Source organism: Leptolyngbya sp. DQ-M1 (assembly GCF_039962505.1).
In the GTDB taxonomy this organism is placed as follows: Bacteria; Cyanobacteriota; Cyanobacteriia; order Leptolyngbyales; family Leptolyngbyaceae; genus Leptolyngbya.
In genome coordinates this window covers 750,531-769,197 of sequence record NZ_JAMPLJ010000001.1, presented here as the reverse complement: position 1 = coordinate 769,197, position 18,667 = coordinate 750,531, and the positions used below count along the sequence as shown (strand labels likewise).

17 protein-coding genes and 1 pseudogene are annotated in these 18,667 nt (G+C 47.7%); 9 read left to right on the top strand and 9 right to left on the bottom strand.

Annotated features, from left to right (window positions below; all coding sequences use genetic code 11):
- Positions 1-202: 202 nt before the first annotated feature.
- A complete protein-coding gene (locus tag NC981_RS03665) occupies positions 203-511 on the top strand; it encodes a hypothetical protein (protein ID WP_348241566.1) in 309 nt (102 codons plus the stop codon).
- A 102-nt stretch (positions 512-613) separates the two neighbouring features.
- Positions 614-1,762 (top strand): hypothetical protein, encoded by a 1,149-nt coding sequence (locus NC981_RS03660; RefSeq protein ID WP_348241565.1) that lies wholly within the window; start codon positions 614-616, stop codon positions 1,760-1,762.
- On the opposite strand, the pseudogene NC981_RS03655 reads toward NC981_RS03660, so the two are convergent.
- Positions 1,752-2,225, bottom strand: a pseudogene (locus tag NC981_RS03655) (Tab2 family RNA-binding protein); the annotation flags it as partial. The gene NC981_RS03660 and the pseudogene NC981_RS03655 overlap by 11 nt on opposite strands.
- 378 nt (positions 2,226-2,603) lie before the next feature.
- Here NC981_RS03655 and NC981_RS03650 point away from each other — a divergent pair.
- Both NC981_RS03650 and NC981_RS03645 read left to right on the top strand, forming a co-directional pair.
- Positions 2,604-3,221: a DnaJ domain-containing protein gene (locus NC981_RS03650; protein WP_348241564.1), complete on the top strand. Its 618-nt coding sequence runs from the start codon at positions 2,604-2,606 to the stop codon at positions 3,219-3,221.
- 2 nt (positions 3,222-3,223) lie between these two features.
- Entirely contained in the window at positions 3,224-4,240 is a 1,017-nt protein-coding gene (locus tag NC981_RS03645) for a hypothetical protein (RefSeq protein ID WP_348241563.1), read from the top strand.
- A gap of 83 nt (positions 4,241-4,323) precedes the next feature.
- Here NC981_RS03645 and glgP read toward each other — a convergent pair whose 3' ends face one another.
- The 4 genes from glgP to NC981_RS03625 all read right to left on the bottom strand — a co-directional run bounded on the left by glgP (position 4,324) and on the right by NC981_RS03625 (position 9,151).
- Positions 4,324-6,543 (bottom strand): alpha-glucan family phosphorylase, encoded by a 2,220-nt coding sequence (gene glgP / locus NC981_RS03640; RefSeq protein ID WP_348241562.1) that lies wholly within the window; start codon positions 6,541-6,543, stop codon positions 4,324-4,326.
- A 215-nt stretch (positions 6,544-6,758) separates the two neighbouring features.
- Positions 6,759-7,019 (bottom strand): helix-turn-helix transcriptional regulator, encoded by a 261-nt coding sequence (locus tag NC981_RS03635; protein WP_348241561.1) that lies wholly within the window; start codon positions 7,017-7,019, stop codon positions 6,759-6,761.
- A gap of 228 nt (positions 7,020-7,247) precedes the next feature.
- Positions 7,248-7,883, bottom strand: coding sequence for a tRNA (guanosine(46)-N7)-methyltransferase TrmB (gene trmB, locus NC981_RS03630; protein ID WP_348241560.1), 636 nt, complete (start codon positions 7,881-7,883; stop codon positions 7,248-7,250).
- 5 nt (positions 7,884-7,888) lie between these two features.
- Positions 7,889-9,151, bottom strand: a complete 1,263-nt coding sequence (locus tag NC981_RS03625; RefSeq protein WP_190378699.1) for an FIST N-terminal domain-containing protein — start codon at positions 9,149-9,151, stop codon at positions 7,889-7,891.
- A gap of 326 nt (positions 9,152-9,477) precedes the next feature.
- Between NC981_RS03625 and NC981_RS03620 the strand changes: the two genes are divergently transcribed.
- Complete coding sequence (locus NC981_RS03620; RefSeq protein WP_348242036.1) at positions 9,478-9,702, top strand: Calvin cycle protein CP12; 225 nt, start codon at positions 9,478-9,480, stop codon at positions 9,700-9,702.
- A 100-nt stretch (positions 9,703-9,802) separates the two neighbouring features.
- Positions 9,803-10,615, top strand: coding sequence for an ATP-dependent sacrificial sulfur transferase LarE (gene larE, locus NC981_RS03615; RefSeq protein WP_348241559.1), 813 nt, complete (start codon positions 9,803-9,805; stop codon positions 10,613-10,615).
- Between the two features lie 353 nt (positions 10,616-10,968).
- On the opposite strand, the gene NC981_RS03610 is transcribed toward larE, so the two are convergent.
- Positions 10,969-11,259 carry a protealysin inhibitor emfourin gene (locus NC981_RS03610; protein WP_348241558.1) on the bottom strand — a complete coding sequence of 97 codons (291 nt, stop codon included), beginning with the start codon at positions 11,257-11,259 and terminating at the stop codon, positions 10,969-10,971.
- 22 nt (positions 11,260-11,281) lie between these two features.
- On the bottom strand, positions 11,282-12,352 hold the full coding sequence (locus NC981_RS03605; protein ID WP_348241557.1) for a M4 family metallopeptidase: 1,071 nt from the start codon (positions 12,350-12,352) through the stop codon (positions 11,282-11,284).
- A 550-nt stretch (positions 12,353-12,902) separates the two neighbouring features.
- Here NC981_RS03605 and NC981_RS03600 point away from each other — a divergent pair.
- Complete coding sequence (locus tag NC981_RS03600; protein WP_348241556.1) at positions 12,903-16,307, top strand: phycobilisome rod-core linker polypeptide; 3,405 nt, start codon at positions 12,903-12,905, stop codon at positions 16,305-16,307.
- Positions 16,308-16,399: 92 nt separating this feature from the next.
- A complete protein-coding gene (locus tag NC981_RS03595) occupies positions 16,400-16,654 on the top strand; it encodes a hypothetical protein (RefSeq protein WP_190378704.1) in 255 nt (84 codons plus the stop codon).
- 35 nt (positions 16,655-16,689) lie between these two features.
- Here the strand turns inward: NC981_RS03595 and NC981_RS03590 are convergent, their stop codons facing one another.
- Both NC981_RS03590 and miaE read right to left on the bottom strand, forming a co-directional pair.
- Positions 16,690-17,166 (bottom strand): GNAT family N-acetyltransferase, encoded by a 477-nt coding sequence (locus NC981_RS03590; protein ID WP_348241555.1) that lies wholly within the window; start codon positions 17,164-17,166, stop codon positions 16,690-16,692.
- Positions 17,166-17,762: a tRNA isopentenyl-2-thiomethyl-A-37 hydroxylase MiaE gene (gene miaE, locus NC981_RS03585; protein ID WP_348241554.1), complete on the bottom strand. Its 597-nt coding sequence runs from the start codon at positions 17,760-17,762 to the stop codon at positions 17,166-17,168. Before miaE ends, NC981_RS03590 begins: the two co-directional genes overlap by 1 nt.
- A gap of 9 nt (positions 17,763-17,771) precedes the next feature.
- Here miaE and NC981_RS03580 point away from each other — a divergent pair, with 9 nt between their 5' ends.
- Complete coding sequence (locus NC981_RS03580; protein ID WP_348241553.1) at positions 17,772-18,635, top strand: EamA family transporter; 864 nt, start codon at positions 17,772-17,774, stop codon at positions 18,633-18,635.
- The last annotated feature ends 32 nt before the right edge of the window (positions 18,636-18,667 follow it).

The window sequence follows — 18,667 nt, the reverse complement described above, 5'->3', positions numbered from 1 at the left end:
CACGCTGGAATTTGCACAGTAATAACAAGAGCGGCACTTGATTGCGCTCTGTTGTCCGTTTCTTGTGCCCCTTAAAAGCCCTACGGAAACTCGAAGAGTTCATTGTTTCTCGTGCCTTCTTCCGATGGTTCAAGTGTCGCTTCTGTGCAGTGGTGTGATGGCTTCGCTCTGTTCTCATCTACAAATTAAGGGACTACCGACTATGACAAGCCCCCCTTTGAATAGCCCAATGCACGACCCACAGCCCTCAGACAACTCTGTATTAGTTAGTTCATCCGATCGTCAGCGCCACCGTCTCGATCGCATTGTTGCTGAGGTGCTAAACGGTGAGACAGACGATCTGCATCAGATTCTTCCATTCATTGCTTGGAAGCTGCGACAGTTTCATTTAGGCCATCAGTACGACCCCCGCGACATCTTTCTCGATGCCTATAACCGAGCGGTGAAAGCGATCGCCTTGCTCAGATCCTTGAGCTTGCAACACAGCACGAAGGATTGGACTTTGTGCTGAACGAGATTGACGATTGGTATCTTCGTGCCCCTGATCTCGATGCGATTTCTTCAAGCGAGCAGAGTGCAGCATAGGCAAGCATGAGTGGCTCTATGCTTGCCTATGCTGCGACGATATGCGTTGCTTTCTAGTCAGCCTGTATTGTCTGAGAATGATGCGGATCAAATCAGTGAAATTTTAGAACTAGCAGAAACAAATGATGGTTTGGCATTGTTACTCAGTCAAGTTGATCAGGCGTTACTTGAGTCTACAGACCTATTGAGCGGCGATGCCCAGAGTTTTTATGCAGATCAAACTTCACGTATTCTGGAATTTCTCATACCACCATCCGAAACAAGTTGCTCCAAGGAGTTACTGAATTTATTGTTAGACCAATGTGCCCGGTCTGATTCGTCGTTTGTTTTATCAATAGAAGATCCGCCTCTTCCGTGGGTGATTACGCCACTGATGTCTTACTCAAAGTCTCGTCCAACCATGCGGCAGAGAGCGGGATTTCTGATTGCTGCCCTTACTACAGGTGCAGCATTAATGACAAGAGTGGCGATCGTCAGTAGACAATGCTTTGCTTCAATCTTACAGATTTCGAGTTTGCCGTGGGAGACTGTAAAAACATCAACAATCAAGCTTTCACCTCCGGTCTATCCGAGTGCAAGCGCTAGATTGCAGCCATCAAGCAGTACAGAACGTCAGGCAACTGTAAGCAAAACTGCACTCCTCGATCGACAGCAATCCGAAGAAGACCAACAGTTCTCGATCGAGCAGGCACAACTTCAGGCAGAGCAACGCCAGCGAGAAGCAGAGCTAAAGCAGATTGTTGCGGAGAAGCAGAATCAATATCAAATTGCTCTTCTCCCAGTTTCAATTCCTGCGAGTCTGCTCTCATGTTACGCGCTAGGCGCAAGTACAGCCGCCGCAATTGCTTATCTTCGTGGATACGCTATCAACTCGCAGCAAGTCCGAACAATGATTTTGTTGTGTCTGCTTGGGGAATCAGCAAAAAGCGTTCTCCAAACTGCTGGAGTTCAAATCGGTAACAAAGCTTTCAAGAGCGTGATTAGTCAGATTCCTGGCAAAGTCTTGATTGGGATTAACAAAAAGATTGGATTCCGGCTCATTACAAAAGCAGACGAGAAAGGAGTCATCAATTTAATGAAGCTTGTTCCAATTGCTGGGGGTGTCGTCGGTGCAGGATTTGATGGATGGTTTGTAAACACTTGTGGGCAAACTGCGAAAGATATTTTCAAGCCTTAAGTCCTTGGCTTCTCAGCAACCAAAATCCGGTGTAAGTCATTCCTGAATCGTCAGGTTGAATTAACAGAAAATGTAATCGATCGCTCTCTTTTTTGCGCTGTTCAAATAGTTGGGCAGCGCTTCTCACTTCTGGATCTTCAAATGTTGTGACGATCCAGCGATCTACCTCTCCCGCATTTAAAATCAATCCATCCGGCGCACCTGCGATCGCGTCAAGCGACACGGGCTGACTTGCCTTTAACCATCGGGCTAACTGCATCGATCGTCGTCCCCCATCAATTACGACTCCCGGAATCGGAACTGTCGATGCAATGCCTAAATTAACGGGATACAGCGCTTCGGGCATTTCGACGATCGGAATGGTGCGATTGGCGATCGTATCAACTAAATCACCCGATCGTAGCGATGCAAATCGCCATTGTTCTCCCCACAAATTTTCGGGCAACGGCTGAGGAGGATTTCGCATAAACCGACAGAATGTAGAACGAACTCTATTCTATGAGATTTAGAGCGTAAGCAATCTTGGGGAGAGAAGTTCGATAGGTTGGTGAATTAATAGAACTATTCATCAAAACTTTGTCTGTTCGCTAAAATCTTCGCCGAATTACTATCAAAGACCAGTATCCGAACTTGTATCTTAATGAGGATTACGCTTTCAAGCAATTATCAAATTCCTTACTTGGCAGAAATACAGGGACTTCTTCTGCTTATAAGCAATTTTCTTTTCGCTAAAAGCAAGTTGATAAATTTTTTACGTTACCCAGTTTGGTTGTCTGGGTAATTTGGAAGTATTGCTCCCCTATCAACTCAAATGTACCGTCTCACACTTAGAGAATTTTCTATGACAACAACTCACTCTAAGAAAGAAAAGTCAACTTCTAAACAGAAAAAAAGTTCAGACGCAGCTAAGTCAAGCCTGAATGAGCTTATCCAAAACGAAATAGCTCGTATCGTTGAGCTACAGGGGATTGATTCGATTGTTCTTGAAGAATTTGCTCAGTTTGTAGTTGAGAATTGCAAGAAGAAATTACCTAAGAAACCATCTAAAAAGTCTTTAACTCTCACTCAACTTAAGCTTGCTGTCTACCAGCACTTCAATGTTGCAGATACTAGCACCTTGAAGAAATCGGGTGCGTTCCAGATGGCAACAAATGGCATGGAAAAATTAGAGCTTGGTAAAAAGGAAGGCTGGGAGATTCTGTACCGCAAGTTTATCGGAGTTTTACCTGAAGAGGAAAACGAGACAGGATACGGTTGTGTCAATGGCATTAACATCTTCAAATACGATTTGCCCTGGAGAGCATTTGGACTTAATTCCCAAACCGCTTCTACTGATGATGTGAAATCTGCATATCGAGAATTAAGCAAAATCTATCATCCAGACATTCCTGAAACTGGAAATGCTGAAGTTTTCAGTCGTTTGACAATCTTTTACAAAAGCTTAACTGAGAGGTTCTAGAGATGGCAGAGATTTACATCGCATCTAAGGAACTGATCAAAACTCTGAAGATTAGTTCTCAAGAATTGATTGCAATCGAACAATTTTTCGATGCAGTTCCAGACGATGAATGGGAGCTAGTTAAAAACAAAGACTACAGAGTTGTGAACGGAAACGGATTACGCGAGTACACAACATCTGGGGCATACACGATCGCTCGTTACTTAGAAGCAACTCGCAAGCCTGGTTTTTGGGATCTCATCAAAGAATGGTTTCTACATACGAAGCGAGAAATCCGTAGAGCATTCATCAAGAAGAAAATTCTTGATAACTGTTCTTCGCTAATCAAACGAAACAATCGCTTCTTCATTTCAAAATCTGATGCTGTTACTATATTTGGTACCAGATCAGACTACTTGAGCAAAATGGCTGAAGCTGCACAACGAAGTGACAGACCAATGCTGAAGGGTGAAGACTTTGACGATTTCATTGATGAAGGTGGGTTGCATTATTCATTATCCGGTGTCTTCAAGCTGGCTCAAACTTTAGAAGCATCATTAACACAGAAGAACCGTCGTGAGTGGTGTAAAGATGTAGGCGAAGTTATTCAGCCACAAGTTAAAGACATTGTTGACCAGATTCTGGAACGCGAAAAAGGTATCCAGAAGGCGAAGGACAAAGCAAAGCGACGAGATGGTAAGACTTGCAAAGTTACAGGAAAAAGACCGGACAAAGTTGACAATCTCCAATTAGCTGCACATCACTTGTACTCGTGCAATGCATATCCCTATCTTGCAGATGTCGAAAACAATCTAATTACGCTTACCCTTGAGGTGCATGATCAATTCCATACGTTTATGGGAGGAACAAATAAGGCTTGTACAATTGATGATTTCATTAAATTCGTACATCAATACTATCCAAGCAACTCTAAGGTTGTGATCTGGCTAGAGAAGCAGAAGCAAATTCTTGGTAATCCTCAACCTGTAGATGCGCGAAAGCCCCATGTCTTGTATCTTCCTGTCAGCAAAGTGTCATAATTTTTGGTGGAGCCTATTCCAGAGAAATCCGCTCAACTCCTAAAAATTTGGAATTGAGCGGATCAAAATTCAGAGACGATCGACTAACTTTGCGGCACTTTCGCCAACGTGAGCGGCACATTTGCCTGAATGCCCGGAGCATACACCTGCGCCACATAATCCGCGATCATGCGGTGGGTATTAAACGCTGGGCAGTTCGTCTTAATCGATCCCTTCATCATCTGAATCCAACCGTGTGGAATGCCGTTCTCATCCTGGTCATAGTAGAGCGGCACGATCTGGTTTTCCAGCAGGTCGTACAGCGAATCAGAATCGATCTTGTCTTGAAGGGCTTGATCGCTGGTGTGAGCATCTTCACCGATCGCCCAACCATTCAGCGCTTTGCCATTCCCATCGGTTTTGTAGCCTTCACACCACCAGCCATCAAGAACGCTGCAATTGAGACCCCCATTAAAGCAGACCTTTTGACCACTGGTTCCAGATGCTTCTAAAGGACGACGGGGGTTATTCAGCCACACATCGACCCCTTGAACGAGCTTACGAGCGGTGTGCATATCGTAGTCTTCGATAAAGGCAACACGATCGCCCACATGCGGATTGGTTTTACACCATTCCATAATACGCTGAATAATCCGCTTACCTTCTTCGTCAGCAGGGTGAGCCTTACCGGAGAAGATGATTTGGACAGGACGCTCATCATTGCTGAAGATTTTCAGTGCTTTTTCAGCATTTCTTAGTAGCAAATCGCCACGCTTGTAGGGGCTGAATCGGCGGGCAAAGCCGATCGTCAGAATTTTTGGATCAAGTAGATGATCGGTCGCTTCGATCAAGCTCCAATCTTCCCCACGATTTTGTCGTGCAGTCTTCACCTTTTGGCGGGTGTGAGCCACTAAGCGTTCTTTGAGAATTTGGTGCCGCCACCAAATTTCCTCATCCGGTGCATTGTCGATCTTCGCCCAAGTTTGGGGGTCAAGCACTTTGGTTGTCCAGTCTTCACCCAGATACTTGCGGTACAGATCCGCCATCATCGCAGAAGTCCAGGTGCCAGCATGAACGCCATTGGTGATATAGCCGATCGGTACATTGTCTTCGCTCTTTTCGGGATAGAGAACGGTCCACATTTTGCGCGAGACTTCTCCGTGGAGTTCGCTGACCCCATTTGCTGATCGACACAGCCGCAACGCTAAAACTGTCATTCCAAACGGTTCCCAGGGATCACCCAATCGACGTGCGCCCAGTGCAAGAAACTGTTCGCGAGACAATCCCAATTGTCCCCAGTATGTTGCAAAGAACGAATCCATCAAGTCGGCTGAGAACACATCATGTCCGGCAGGAACTGGGGTATGAGTGGTAAACACACAGCGATCGCGCACTGATTTCTCAATGTCGTAGAACGATTTGCCTGTTTTCTCGATTTCTTGCCGACAGACTTCGAGCAGACAGAATGCGGCGTGTCCTTCGTTCAGGTGATAAACAGAGGGTTCAATTCCGACAGTTTTGAGTGCCCGAACGCCACCAATTCCCAAAATCACTTCTTGAGCAATCCGGGTTTCCTGGTTGCCGCCGTACAAGTGACCTGTGAGCCAGCGATCGATCGGATCATTGTCTTCGCGATCGGTATCCATCAGGAATAAGCTGACTCGTCCGACTTGAGCCTTCCAGACTTGCACTTTGACATTCCGATGCCGCACCAGCACTTCAAACACTAAAGGCTGCCCGGTTGCATCGGTCAACAATTGCAGCGGCAACCGCTCGAACGGATTGTTGATGTAATAGTCTTCTTGCCAGCCACTTTGATTTAGGCGCTGACGGAAATAGCCTTGGCGGTAGAGCAAACCCACCGCGACCAAAGGAACACCCAAATCTGAAGCAGACTTCAAGTGATCCCCAGCCAGAATTCCTAAACCACCCGAATAGATTTGCAGCGATTCGTGCAGACCGAACTCCGCACAGAAATACGCGATCGGATGCTCTGGTGTAATCTGAGGGGCAACGCGGCTCGACCAAGTATCGGTTGAATTGACGTACTGAGTGAACTGTTCTGACAATGCCTTGAGCCGACTCATGTAGCTCGGTTCAGAAGCCAGTTGGGTCAAACGATCGTAGCTAATAGTTTCAAGTAGTGCGACCGGATTATGTCCGCAGCGTTCCCATTCATCGGGATTGATCGACTGAAACAGCGAAATCATATCCGGTGTCCAACACCACCAATAGTTATGTGCAATCTCAGCCAGCGGCTTCAAGGCTTGGGGTAAACGTGCACTCAGTCTGTCAGCCGGATTGACAGTCGAAATATAGGTCATAGGTTGGAGATCTCTTTGCTTTCTTAAACGATGGAACTCTGAATCGTTGGAAATGTGTCTTGCAGCTTGTCTGATTTCCAAAAATTCCGAATCCGCAAATGGACAGAGCGTAGCCGAACGTTTAAACCGCGATCGATAGATTCGGATTTTAGCTCGTTTCACTTTAGTCCTGTTCTATCGATTTCTAGCACTGTTTAACGATCGACAAGGCAGAATTACAGATTGTCTTCAGGCTCGGCTGAAGGTTGCGGGGGTTGACGTTCTAGATACAAATCGATAAAGTCTTCGGCTGCGGTGCTGTTAATCTGCCGCAAGGCTTTGATCATGTGTGTGACGGCTTCGGCAAGGGGATCGCTAATCTCATTTACCCATTGATGCACGGTCGATCGGTTGATTCCCATTGTCACAGCCAGACGGTTTTGGCTGATCCCATAGGTGGAGAGTACCTGTTTGAGTGCCTTTCCTGCTTTTCCCATGTCGAAATTTTGGCAAAGCTAATAAGGTTCGTAAAGGGTCGTAGATCGCAACATGCGTGATTCACTTAGCTTAGCTGATGGGATTGTTACAACGTTCTATTCCACGATCGCTGTAATTAATCGTTGCAAGTTAAAGACAAAGCCCAGCGATCGCGGCAATTCTACTCCTTCTAACTTCAATGTTAGAAAGGCTGCCAATGCGATTTGTTAACTTTTCAAACGACTAATTTACTCCGATTTGCGGAAAGTCGCTCGATAAATCGGGTCGCCAAATGACGTGACCATTAGCTCACGCTCGGTTGGGATCGGGAGTGGATTGTCGGGCAACCAGTCTGAATCTTCCCGCACAAATCGAGGCGATTCAGCAAAGCGATCGACCATCTTCTTCGCCACATCCAGAATGTCGGATTGCAGAAAGACGATCGCCCCCGGATTCATAAACTCTGCCAGCATTGCTACTATTTCTGGCTGCACAACTCGCCGCTTTTGGTGTTTGCGCTTAAACCAGGGATCAGGAAACTGAATGCTCACTCGCGCTAGAGTGCCCGGTTGCAACGAGGCCAAAATTGGCTGTAGCGAGTTGCTGACATTGCAGAAAATGTAATGCAAATTCTTTAGGCCTGCTTCGTTCCGCCATTCCAGCGCCTGATCGACGATCGGTTCTCGAATCTCTAAGCCCAAATAATTCCACTCTGGATCGGCTTGCGCCATCTTCAACAAAAAGATCCCCCGACCGCAACCAATATCTAAGTGCAACGGGAGGGATGGATCAGCAAATACCTGATTCCAGTCCGGCGGAGCCGTGGGAGTTTGATATTTTCGGCTCAGCGGATTAACGTGTTCTCGAACTCGAACGATCGCCACAAAACTTATTCCTTCTCTCGACAAATTCCAAAAACGGAGGTGTAGCCGTGCAGAAACGTACTGCCACCCACAGGCCCAATTTCACCATTGCAGAAAAAGCCCGCGATCGGCAAATCTTCCAAATATTCATTCACCAATTGCGAATCAAAATTTGGCTCTCCATACAGTCCTTCGCCCCGCCCCAGGCAAGAAAACATCAGCGCCCCGATCGGAGACGGATTCGCTTGACTCGCCTGCACATATCGCCGTAGCAATAGATCTAAATCTTCCGCAGAAGTTTCTGCATCTCTAAGGTGAAATTGAATGCGCTGTCCCGGACGAATCAAATCGCCGATCGCGATTGCCCCGACTCGCGGATCAACCCCCAACAAATTCCGAATTAAGAAATCGCCTGGCTCCAAAGTCTGCTTAAATCCGTTCTGCGCCACCCCAATGAAGATGTGATTCTGCTGTGCTAAGAGTCGATCGTCTTCGCTCAAGCCTTGAACCAGCTCTTGTAGCTGCTCTAAGGGAGAGAGCTTCACGGCACAGCTATCGGAGGGTAAACCGGAGCCATCATCTTCCTGCATCGCCAGCAAGATGTTTCGCTCTCCCTCCATAACCCAGTACGGCTGACCAATGGGACGACAGCCTTGAGCCACGATCGTATCGAGAACGATATTCCCGCTCAGCGCCACTCCCACCGCTCCTTCTCGGTAGAAGCGATCGTCACAAAATAGCCCAGTCGCGCCGCCGCCTAGCATCCCAGAGCTTGCCAGTCCTCCAACTTTCGCCGCTCCTGGATAGGCAAAATCTAAGCCTTGTAGCAAATCATTAATTCGAGGCAGATCGGCTAATAAAACAAAATTTGGCGAGTCTGAGGGCGCAACTCCGATTAAATCTGTCCAGGTATTCGGCGCACTGTCTAAATCGGGCAGGTCGCTTGCAGAGACGTAAAACGGAGCGACTTTCACATCTGGCAAATGCGCCAACACTAGACTTAGTGCAGGTTCCTCTTCGACTTCTCGCACCTTGCCTCGTGGGGTCATGCCCACAATTCCGCCACCGCTACACCCGACGATCGATACCCCCGGAAGCTTGTCCCGCAGCAACGGCAACAATCGAGAATACTCGCTCGCAAACGCCGATGAGATGAACACAAACCCCAGATCCGGCGAAGCTTGCAGCGTCGTTTGCGCCTGCGTCACCACTTCCTCGACCGCTGCTTCTAGAAATGGACGAGTTGAAAGCGCACTTGCCCACCGCATTGAATTTAAGGGTTCTGTCATGTGCGATCGCTCCTGTGTATAGACTCGAAAGAAACTTCGCAGTAGATCCAGTGTAGAACACGGTTGTAGATCCGAAGAAAGAGGGATCGGAAGACCGCACCTGCGGTAGAGTCGCCAGAATCGTTCGTCACCGATTAATATAGATATACAAAAACTGAGTCAGCACTCTCTGGACTGTCTTCCAGCTAGCAGAATTAAATAGGATTAATGTCCTAAGCTGATATGTTGGTAGTTCTGTCGGTCTTCGTGTTTAGCCCAGACAGACGATCGGTTCTACTCTCTCGCACAGAACTCTGTTTTGAAAATTAAGGACGAATCCTATGGCAATGAGCGATATTCAAAAGCAAATTGAAGTCGAGCGTGACAATGCTCGCAAAGCCTGTGATGTTAGCGGATCGAATTCGGGCGAATGTGCTGCGGCATGGGATGCCGTGGAAGAGTTGCAGGCAGAAGCGGCTCACCAACGCCAAAGCGTGAAGCCGAAAAACTCGCTTGAACAATATTGTGATGACAACCCCGACGCGTTAGAGTGCCGCGTTTACGACGAGTAAGCATTGAAAACGCCTCATTTTTAGTGTAAAAGCAAGCAGCGATCGTTGCTTGCTTTTTTGTGTCATAACGGAGATTACCCCTGATTCCCGGTTCCCTGCAATGTACGAGAAATTAGACCAGTTAAAAGGCTTATTTGTAGACCTCGATCGTGCCTTAATCGCTTATTCCGGCGGGATTGATAGCACCTTAGTCGCGAAGGTTGCGTTTGATGTGTTGGGAAATCGGGCAGTGGCGGTGACAGCTGAATCGCCCTCGCTGCTGCCCGAAGATCTCGAAGATGCCAAAATTCAGGCGGCTGAGATTGGAATTGTTCACAAGGTCGTGCAGACGCATGAACTGGATAACCCGAACTATGCCTCGAATCCGGTGAATCGCTGTTATTTCTGCAAGAGTGAATTGCACGATACGCTCAAACCACTGGCTCAGGCGTGGGGTTATCCGTATGTGATTGATGGCGTGAATGCCGATGATTTGCACGATTATCGACCGGGAATTCAAGCGGCAAAAGAGCGGGGAGCACGATCGCCGTTAGCCGAGATTGGGATTACCAAAGCGGAGGTGCGAGCGATCGCGAAGCATTTAGGGTTGCCGTATTGGGATAAACCTGCTCAGCCTTGTTTGAGTTCGCGCTTTCCGTATGGCGAAGAGATTACGATCGCGAAACTTCAGCGAGTCGGACGGGCTGAAGTGTATTTGAGAAAGCTCGGTTGGCAGAACATTCGAGTGCGATCGGAGGGTGACACAGCTCGAATTGAAGTGCTGCCGGAACAGGTAAAAGAGTTTGTGATTCAGACCGATTTGCCGAAACTCACCGAAGCATTTCAGTCTTATGGATTCCTCTATGTGACGCTGGATTTAGAGGGCTACCGGAGCGGCAAATTAAATCAAGTGCTGCAATTCAAGTCGGTTTGAGGAGCGATCGCCATTGCTAATGCAGGAAGTGGGCGATCGAGGTCAGTCATAAAAATACTCAACGATCAGCCATAAATACTCAACCGTGAGCCTTGATCGCTCGACGATGACTCATAATGACTCAACGCTGAGTGATAAATACTCGCTCGTGAGCCATCAACACTCAACGACGAGCCATCAACACTCAACGACGAGTCATAAATACTCAACGACGAGTCATAAATACTCGACGACGAGCTATAAACACTCAACCGTGAGCCATAAATACTCAACGTTGAGTCATAAATACTCAACGTTGACAAAGCGATCGTGCTTCAACACCACCGTGACTCTTTCTCTAAACTCATCGCAAATTAACGCGATCGCGCCTGCACCCATTTCACAACCGATCGCACCGATTCGGGCATATTCGTTTCACTCATCTCGATCGAATGCGTCCGCCCTTCCATCTCGACCGTCAGTACATACCCAAATCGATCGGGCTGCGGAAAGGCTTCCACGACCGAGATTAACTGAAAGAAATTAGCGGATTGAACCATCTCTTCCAACTCTTTGGCTTCGGATGGGGAGAGATTCTGAGTGTCGATCGTTTTTGTGATCATCAATCCCGCAAAGCCTCCACTTTGTTCAAGCGTGACACGCATCAATCTCTCCCCCTTTCTTTAATTAGCTAACACCAACTGTTTTCCAGGCGTTCTGAACCGCTTTTTGTTCAGCACTGTTTGCACCGTATAGCTCAGCCGCGATCGTCGAAGTGACTCGCGCAGCACTGCGGAAATTAGACGAGGGGCGTAACCGTTCTGTAAGTGCGATGTACCAGATCTTTCCGGCTTTCTCCCACGCGTAACCACCGATCGCTGTTGCAGTCAAATAGAACGCTCGATTGGGAATGCCGGAATTGATATGCACACCCCCGTTATCCGCTCTGCCTGTGTAGATCTTACTCATGTCCCCAGGTTGCGGATCTTTTCCCAGTACCGGATCGTCGTAAGCGGTTCCAGGAGCTTTCATTGATCGCAGCGCAACTCCATTCACTTTAGAAGTCAGCAAGCCTTCGCCGATTAACCAGTCTGCCTGATCAGCCGTCTGATTCAAAACTCTCTGTTTAATCAAACTGCCAAACACATCCGAGAAAGACTCGTTCAACGCGCCCGATTGTCCTCTGTAGATCAATGCGGCTTCGCTTTGGGTCACACCATGCGTCAGTTCATGCCCAATTACATCGATCGAAATCGTAAACCGATTAAAAAGTTCACCATCTCCATCGCCGTAAACCATCTGGCTGCCGTTCCAGAAGGCGTTATTGTATTGCTCTCCATAATGAACCGTAGAATCTAAGCGCATTCCAAAACCATCGATCGAGTTTCGCTGGAAGATTTCCTCAAAGAAATCGTAAGTCGCTCCTGATCCGTCATACGCTTCATTCACGGCAACATCCTCGACTGCTGCCGCACCTTCACCGCGCACAATTTTCCCCGGCAAGTCGGTATCGTTTTCTGCGGTGTAAATCGTGCGACGTTTTTCGTTAGCGGCAGCCATGAAATGAACGGCTCCCACGGCTTCTCGTCGTCCTCGAAACTGCTCTGAAGCCCGCAAATTCTGTAATGCCCACTCACGCTGAGCTTCGTTGCCGTTAACGATAATGCGATCGGTGACATGCGGCGGCACAATATGACAAATCGGGCAAAAATCCTTGCGATTGGGACGACAATGGCTTTGACGACGGGCTTTTTTCATAGGTCGCTCCGGTGATGACAGACTGAATTGTCTTTCTGGTGACAGTTCATCTATCAGCCTATAAACGAGTTCGTTCTTACCCACGGTTTCTTTAGAAATTGTTGGGAAAGGTGTGAGCCAAGTGCGCTTAAATTCTAAACTCTGCTGCGATCTCTATCTTTAGTCAGACGCACCTTGTTTCTAAATCTCGAAAAACAGAACGATCGTTGATTCCTGCAAAGCATCAAAAGCCTCGTGCACAATTGCAATGTTCAAGTTAATGATGCAATTTGTTACAAAACTTATAGTGCTTCTCAGAAAAACAATTCCCGTCTTTTATGATGAGAAAGCACTAAACACGATCGGCTTCGTCACACTTTTTAATAATTCAAGTGTAAGAACCCGAAACGTTTTAATCTAAGAATGAACTGGTTGACCCTGGGCAAATCGTTTAACAGTGCGAAGGCTGATGCGCCTCGGTGCGCTTTGGTTCTCAAGAAATAACGTGCCAGGTGACGCTCTGGTCAGATTTAACACAGTAACGATCCGTAAATGGGAGCTTTAGAATCCAATGAGTGTTAAGGCAAGTGGTGGAAGCTCGGTTGCACGCCCGCAACTATACCAAACCGTACCAGTTGCTACGATTTCACAGGCAGAGCAACAAGACCGCTTTTTGGGGCGGGGCGAACTCGATGAACTCGTGCAGTATTTCAAATCCGGACAAAAACGTCTGGAAATCGCTGAAATCCTGACGCGAAACTCAGAACTAATCGTCTCTCGATCGGCAAACCGCATCTTTACCGGCGGCTCACCGATGGCATTCCTCGAAAAGCCCGCTGAAGAACCTGTGAAAACGGTAGCAGGCACAACGCTGAATACCGAAGAAGGAATGAAACTGGGTACGGTCACTTATGCGGAAGGCTCCGGTGGCGGATTGTTCGGCGGCATTCGGAACTTCTTCTTAACTCCGAGCGCGGGTGCAGTTCCTCCCGGTTTTCGTCCGATTAACGTCGCTCGCTATGGTCCAAGCAACATGGCGAAGTCGTTACGCGACTTAAGCTGGTTCCTACGCTATACGACTTATGCGATCGTCGCCGGAGATCCAAACATTATCTCGGTGAATACTCGCGGCTTGCGCGAGATCATCGAACGCGCCTGCTCGACCGATGCCACGATCGTCGCATTGCAAGAGATGAAAGTTGCCGCGAGTAACTACTTCCGCAACGATGCCGACGCGAAAACGATCGTCGATCAATACTTCGATGTGCTGATCACCGAGTTCAAAGCGCCGACTCCTTCGGATAAAGTGCGTCAGCGTCCCTCGGGAGATCTTCAAGGTCTGCAACTGCCGCAAATCTACTTCAACGCCGCAGAACGCCGTCCGAAGTTCGCGATGAAGCCGGGACTATCAAGCAGCGAAAAGAACGATGTCGTGAAAGCTGCTTATCGTCAAGTCTTTGAACGCGACATTACCCGCGCTTACTCACTAGGGATTTCGGATCTCGAATCCAAAGTGAAAAACGGCGATATTTCGATGAAGGAATTCATTCGCCGCTTAGCAAAATCGCCTCTGTACCGCAAAAATTTCTTTGAACCGTATATTAATAGCCGCGCTTTAGAATTGGCATTCCGTCATATTCTTGGTCGCGGGCCTTCTTCGCGCGAAGAAGTGCAGAAATATTTCTCGATCGTCTCGGCTGGAGGTCTAAACGCCCTCGTCGATGCGCTCGTCGATTCCAAAGAATACAGCGACTACTTCGGCGAAGAAACCGTTCCGTATCTGCGCGGTTTAGGTCAAGAAGCCCAAGAATGCCGCAACTGGGGGCCACAACAAGACCTGTTTAACTACAGTGCGCCCTTCCGCAAAGTTCCGCAGTTCCTCACGACCTTTGCTTCTTACGACCAACCGCTACCGGATCAGCATCCTTATGGTTCTGGAAACGATCCACTGGAAATTCAATTCGGTGCAATCTTCCCGAAAGAAACCAAGAACCCCAGCGCCAGCCCTGCTCCGTTCGGCAAGGATACTCGTCGGATTCTGATCAATCGCGGCCCTGGCATCAACAACCAAGTGAGCAATCCGAGTGCGCGTGGCGCTACTCCCGGATCTCTCGGTCCGAAAGTCTTCAAATACGACCAAAGCCCAAGCTTTACTGGGTCGTTTGGCAAGAAGTCCACAGGATCTAAAGGTGTCAGCACCAAGTTCTCAGAAAGCTCGACCCAAGCGGTGATCAAAGCGGCATATCTGCAAGTCTTCGGTCGCGATGTCTACGAAGGACAACGGCTCAAAGTTGACGAAATCAAGCTGGAAAACGGCGAAATTACTGTCAAAGAGTTCGTGCGTCGTCTGGCAAAATCGCCCCTGTTCCGCAGCTTGTACTGGGAAAAACTGTATGTGACGAAAGCGATCGAATACATCCACCGTCGCTTACTGGGTCGTCCGACTTACGGTCGTCAAGAAATCAACAAATACTTTGATCTCTGCTCGAAGAAAGGCGTTTTCGCCGTCATCGACGCAATTCTTGACACCGAAGAGTACAACAAAACCTTTGGAGAAGATACCGTTCCGTATGAGCGCTATCTCACTCCTGCGGGTCTGTCATCCAGAACCGTTCGTGTAGGTTCGATCCAAGACAAAGGCACGAAGGTCACGAAGGAAGAGACTCCTCGCTTCGTCGAGTTGGGCACAGCAAGCGGAATTCGGACTCAGCCTGATATTGATTTCCGAATCAATCAAGGAGTTAGCAAGAAGCGCGAACAAACCAAAGTGTTCAAGCTGACGCAACTCAACGACAAGACGAATCTCAAGACCGTAATTGGTGCTGCTTACCGTCAAGTGTTTGAGCGTGATATTGCTCCTTATGTGGCGCAAAACGAATTCTCTGCACTCGAAAGTAAGCTCGGCAATGGTGAAATCAACCTGAAAGAATTCATCATTGGTTTAGGGATCTCCAGCTTGTACATCAAAGAGTTCTACACGCCCTACCCGAACACGAAAGTGATCGAACTGGGAACGAAACACTTCTTAGGACGTGCCCCACTGGATCAAGCTGAAATTCGCAAATACAACAAGATTCTTGCAGCTCAGGGCTTGAAAGCATTTGTGACCGAGATGGTGAACAGTGCGGAATACGCTGAAGCATTCGGTGAAGACGTGGTTCCTTACAACCGCTTCTTAACCCTGCCTGCGGCGAACTTCCCGAACTCTCAAACCCTGTACAACAAGCTCACCAAGCAAAACAATAAGCTAGAGGTTCCGAGCTTCTCGCCTGCACGATCGCGCATGGATGTGGCACAAATGCCGCTGACCGCAGCCGCGATCGCAGACCTCGCCATCCAAGAGCGCAAGCCTGATGGTAGCCAGCCCCGATTTATTCAACTTGGCAAATCCTACACCAACGGTGAGGGTCAGTCAGTTGAAGAAGGAGTCGGAACCAGCCGCCGTAAACCTGCTCGCATCTATCGGATGAATCCGGGCATGACGCAGGGTGAAAGCGAACTGGTAATCAATGCCATCTACGTGCAAGTGATGGATGTGTTCAGCGGACAAGTGCCGAGCCAGTTTAGACGCTCTGACCTTGAAAGTAAACTTCGCAACAGTGAAATCTCTGTGCGTGAGTTCGTCAAGTCTTTGGCAAGCTCAGACATCTATGTCCGTCGCTTCTATGCCCCGTACCCGAATACGAAAGTGATTGAATTCTTGTTCCGTCACTTGCTGGGTCGTGCGCCCGCAACTCAAGGCGAAATCCGCGAGTACAACAAGATCCTGGCGGATCAAGGCTTGAAAGGTGCGGTTGAGGCAATGGTCAATAGTGCAGAATACACGCGCTACTTTGGCGAAGATGTGGTTCCGTACAAGCGCTTCCCCTCGCTGCCTGCTGGAAACTACCTCGGTAGTGTGAAAGCAGATGCAGACTTGGTGAAACAGTCGTGGTCGGATCTGTCGCCCTCGTATGTGACGGGTCGCCTCAGCTAAGTTGATTTGATTGAATGAAAGCAGCCCTCGATCGCATACTCAGCGATCGAGGGCTGCTTTTATAATTGAGAAACCTTTGTAGAGTTGCGATTATGCCAATTCCAGAGGTTCAAGCCAGCGTAAAATATGTCACGAATGCAGCAGGCGAAAAAACTGACGTGCTAATTCCGGTTGAACTTTGGAAAGAACTGATCAAGCTCCTGCAATTAGAGGAAAGTGGGCTTGATGCGATCGACGAAAACGATGCAAGCGGACAGATTTTAGCTGACCTACAAGAAGCCATTCTTCAAGGAAGAGCGGGAGAGACGTTCCCAATTTCAAAGTTATGGGACGGGATTGATATCTAACGCTGTAATTCGTGAAGCTTGTGTTAGATAAAAAGCTATCTCAAATACTTGACGTAAACTCGATCGCACCGCAAAGTCTCAACTCCGGTACTCGGTTCATATCCATTACGTTCATACAGTTGAACCGCTTCTTTCAAAACGCTGGCAGTCTCTATCCAAATTTGGTCAAATTCTTTTTTAGCGATCGCACTTTCCAATTCAGTTAATAAGAACTTTCCTAACCCAACGCCTCGTGCTTCGGGCAATAGATACATCTTGCGAATCTCGACTGCATTCTGACCGCGTGAAATTGGATAGTAAGCTCCGGTTCCAACCAATTTGTTGTCTCGCTCAATCACCCAAAATTCACCGTTCTGTTTCTGATAGAAATTCTCAACTTCTAATACATCGCGATCGGCTCCCTCTGGTTCTTGCGTCAGGCCATATTCTGCCAACACAGAACCAATCAGATTGAATGCGTTGATTCGATCCGAGGATTGCCAATGCCGAACGAGAAAGTCTTGATACTGCATCAACTATGGATTCTAGGTTGAGGATGTAATGTTGATAGAATCTCGCTTTCGATCGCGCCTAATTCCTCTAATCGTTGTGTAATCTGCGACCGCTCAAAATAAGTATCTGCTAATGTCCAATACACGCCATAGTGTCGCGCTTCTGATGCCATCAATGCACGATAGAATTTTGCCAGTTCTTGATCCCCGCAATGTTGCGCCAACAATCCTAAGCGCTCATGACTCCGAGCCTCGATCAGTCCTGACACCAGCAGCGAATCTAACAGCCGATCGGGTTCTTCGCGGCGAATCTGTTTATTCAAACTAGCACCATAAGGCGGTGGGGCAAGTGGCGCAAGAGGGATAGCGCGACGCTCCAAAATTTGGTTTACTTGCTCAAAGTGTTCTAGCTCTTCTTGGGCGATCGCGGTTAACATCCGTACTAATTTCGCACTAGAAGGATAACGGAACATGAGATTTAATGCGACTCCTGCGGCTTTTCGCTCACAGTGAGAATGGTCGAGCAAAATTGTGTCCAAGCTTGCGATCGCTTGATGAATCCAAGCTTCAGAAGTTGGCTGCTGTAAAAAGCGAATCGTCGGAAAAGAAGAAACCACGGAACCCTCATGATTTGGTTAGTATTTGCAATTTTAACGGCTTTTTTTGAGTCTTTGAAGGATGTTTCCAGCAAACACAGTCTCAGAAATCTGGATGCTTATATTGTTGCTTGGGTTGCAAATATCTTTGCTGTTATCTTTTTAGTTCCACTATTGTTGCTAACCGGAATTCCCAAGATTGATCCTCAGTTTTGGATAGCCTTGTTAATCGGGGGTAGCTTGAATGTCATTTCCTTTGCCCTCTACATTCGCGCCCTTCAAATTGCAGATTTATCACTGACAGTTCCCTTAGTAACATTGACCCCCCTGTTTCTCTTAGTTACATCGCCGTTGATCGTGCAGGAAAGTTCGACTTCTGCAGATGCGATCGGTATCTTGCTGATTGTTGTTGGCTCATATGTTCTAAACTTACGTGAACGCCGGAATGGTTACTTTGCACCCTTGAGAGCTTTGTTTCGTAATCGAGGTAGCCGCTTTATGTTAATGGTTGCTTTTATCTGGAGCATTACTGCTAACTTCGATAAAGTGGGCGTAGTACATTCTTCGCCATTGTTCTGGTCAGCTGCTTTGTATGGTTATTTAGCAGTGGGAATGTTCCCGATCGCATGGTTTAACTCACGTCGTAAGTTCAATCAAATTCTGCCTAACCTGAAACCATTGATGGTGATTGGATTGTTTCATGCGATCGCCATTACCTTTCAGATGATTGCAGTAACCTACACTTTGGTAACACAAGTCATTGCAGTTAAACGTATGAGTGCTCTAATCAGTGTATTGTTCGGGCATTTTCTGTTTCACGAAAGAGGATTACGAGAACGTCTGACCGGAGCCGCAATCATGGTGTTTGGAGTAATCGTTATCACTTTATTCTAATCCCTCTACATTCATTGAATCTTTTGCGGATT

What these genes read in the sequence shown, in the direction of transcription:
- NC981_RS03665 (WP_348241566.1), top strand. Translation starts at nt 203, where the DNA reads ATGACAAGCCCCCCTTTGAATAGCCCAATGCACGACCCACAGCCCTCA.
- NC981_RS03660 (WP_348241565.1), top strand. Translation starts at nt 614, where the DNA reads ATGCTGCGACGATATGCGTTGCTTTCTAGTCAGCCTGTATTGTCTGAG.
- NC981_RS03650 (WP_348241564.1), top strand. Translation starts at nt 2,604, where the DNA reads ATGACAACAACTCACTCTAAGAAAGAAAAGTCAACTTCTAAACAGAAA.
- NC981_RS03645 (WP_348241563.1), top strand. Translation starts at nt 3,224, where the DNA reads ATGGCAGAGATTTACATCGCATCTAAGGAACTGATCAAAACTCTGAAG.
- glgP (WP_348241562.1), bottom strand. Translation starts at nt 6,543, where the DNA reads ATGACCTATATTTCGACTGTCAATCCGGCTGACAGACTGAGTGCACGT.
- NC981_RS03635 (WP_348241561.1), bottom strand. Translation starts at nt 7,019, where the DNA reads ATGGGAAAAGCAGGAAAGGCACTCAAACAGGTACTCTCCACCTATGGG.
- NC981_RS03625 (WP_190378699.1), bottom strand. Translation starts at nt 9,151, where the DNA reads ATGACAGAACCCTTAAATTCAATGCGGTGGGCAAGTGCGCTTTCAACT.
- NC981_RS03620 (WP_348242036.1), top strand. Translation starts at nt 9,478, where the DNA reads ATGAGCGATATTCAAAAGCAAATTGAAGTCGAGCGTGACAATGCTCGC.
- larE (WP_348241559.1), top strand. Translation starts at nt 9,803, where the DNA reads ATGTACGAGAAATTAGACCAGTTAAAAGGCTTATTTGTAGACCTCGAT.
- NC981_RS03610 (WP_348241558.1), bottom strand. Translation starts at nt 11,259, where the DNA reads ATGCGTGTCACGCTTGAACAAAGTGGAGGCTTTGCGGGATTGATGATC.
- NC981_RS03605 (WP_348241557.1), bottom strand. Translation starts at nt 12,352, where the DNA reads ATGAAAAAAGCCCGTCGTCAAAGCCATTGTCGTCCCAATCGCAAGGAT.
- NC981_RS03600 (WP_348241556.1), top strand. Translation starts at nt 12,903, where the DNA reads ATGAGTGTTAAGGCAAGTGGTGGAAGCTCGGTTGCACGCCCGCAACTA.
- NC981_RS03595 (WP_190378704.1), top strand. Translation starts at nt 16,400, where the DNA reads ATGCCAATTCCAGAGGTTCAAGCCAGCGTAAAATATGTCACGAATGCA.
- NC981_RS03590 (WP_348241555.1), bottom strand. Translation starts at nt 17,166, where the DNA reads ATGCAGTATCAAGACTTTCTCGTTCGGCATTGGCAATCCTCGGATCGA.
- NC981_RS03580 (WP_348241553.1), top strand. Translation starts at nt 17,772, where the DNA reads ATGATTTGGTTAGTATTTGCAATTTTAACGGCTTTTTTTGAGTCTTTG.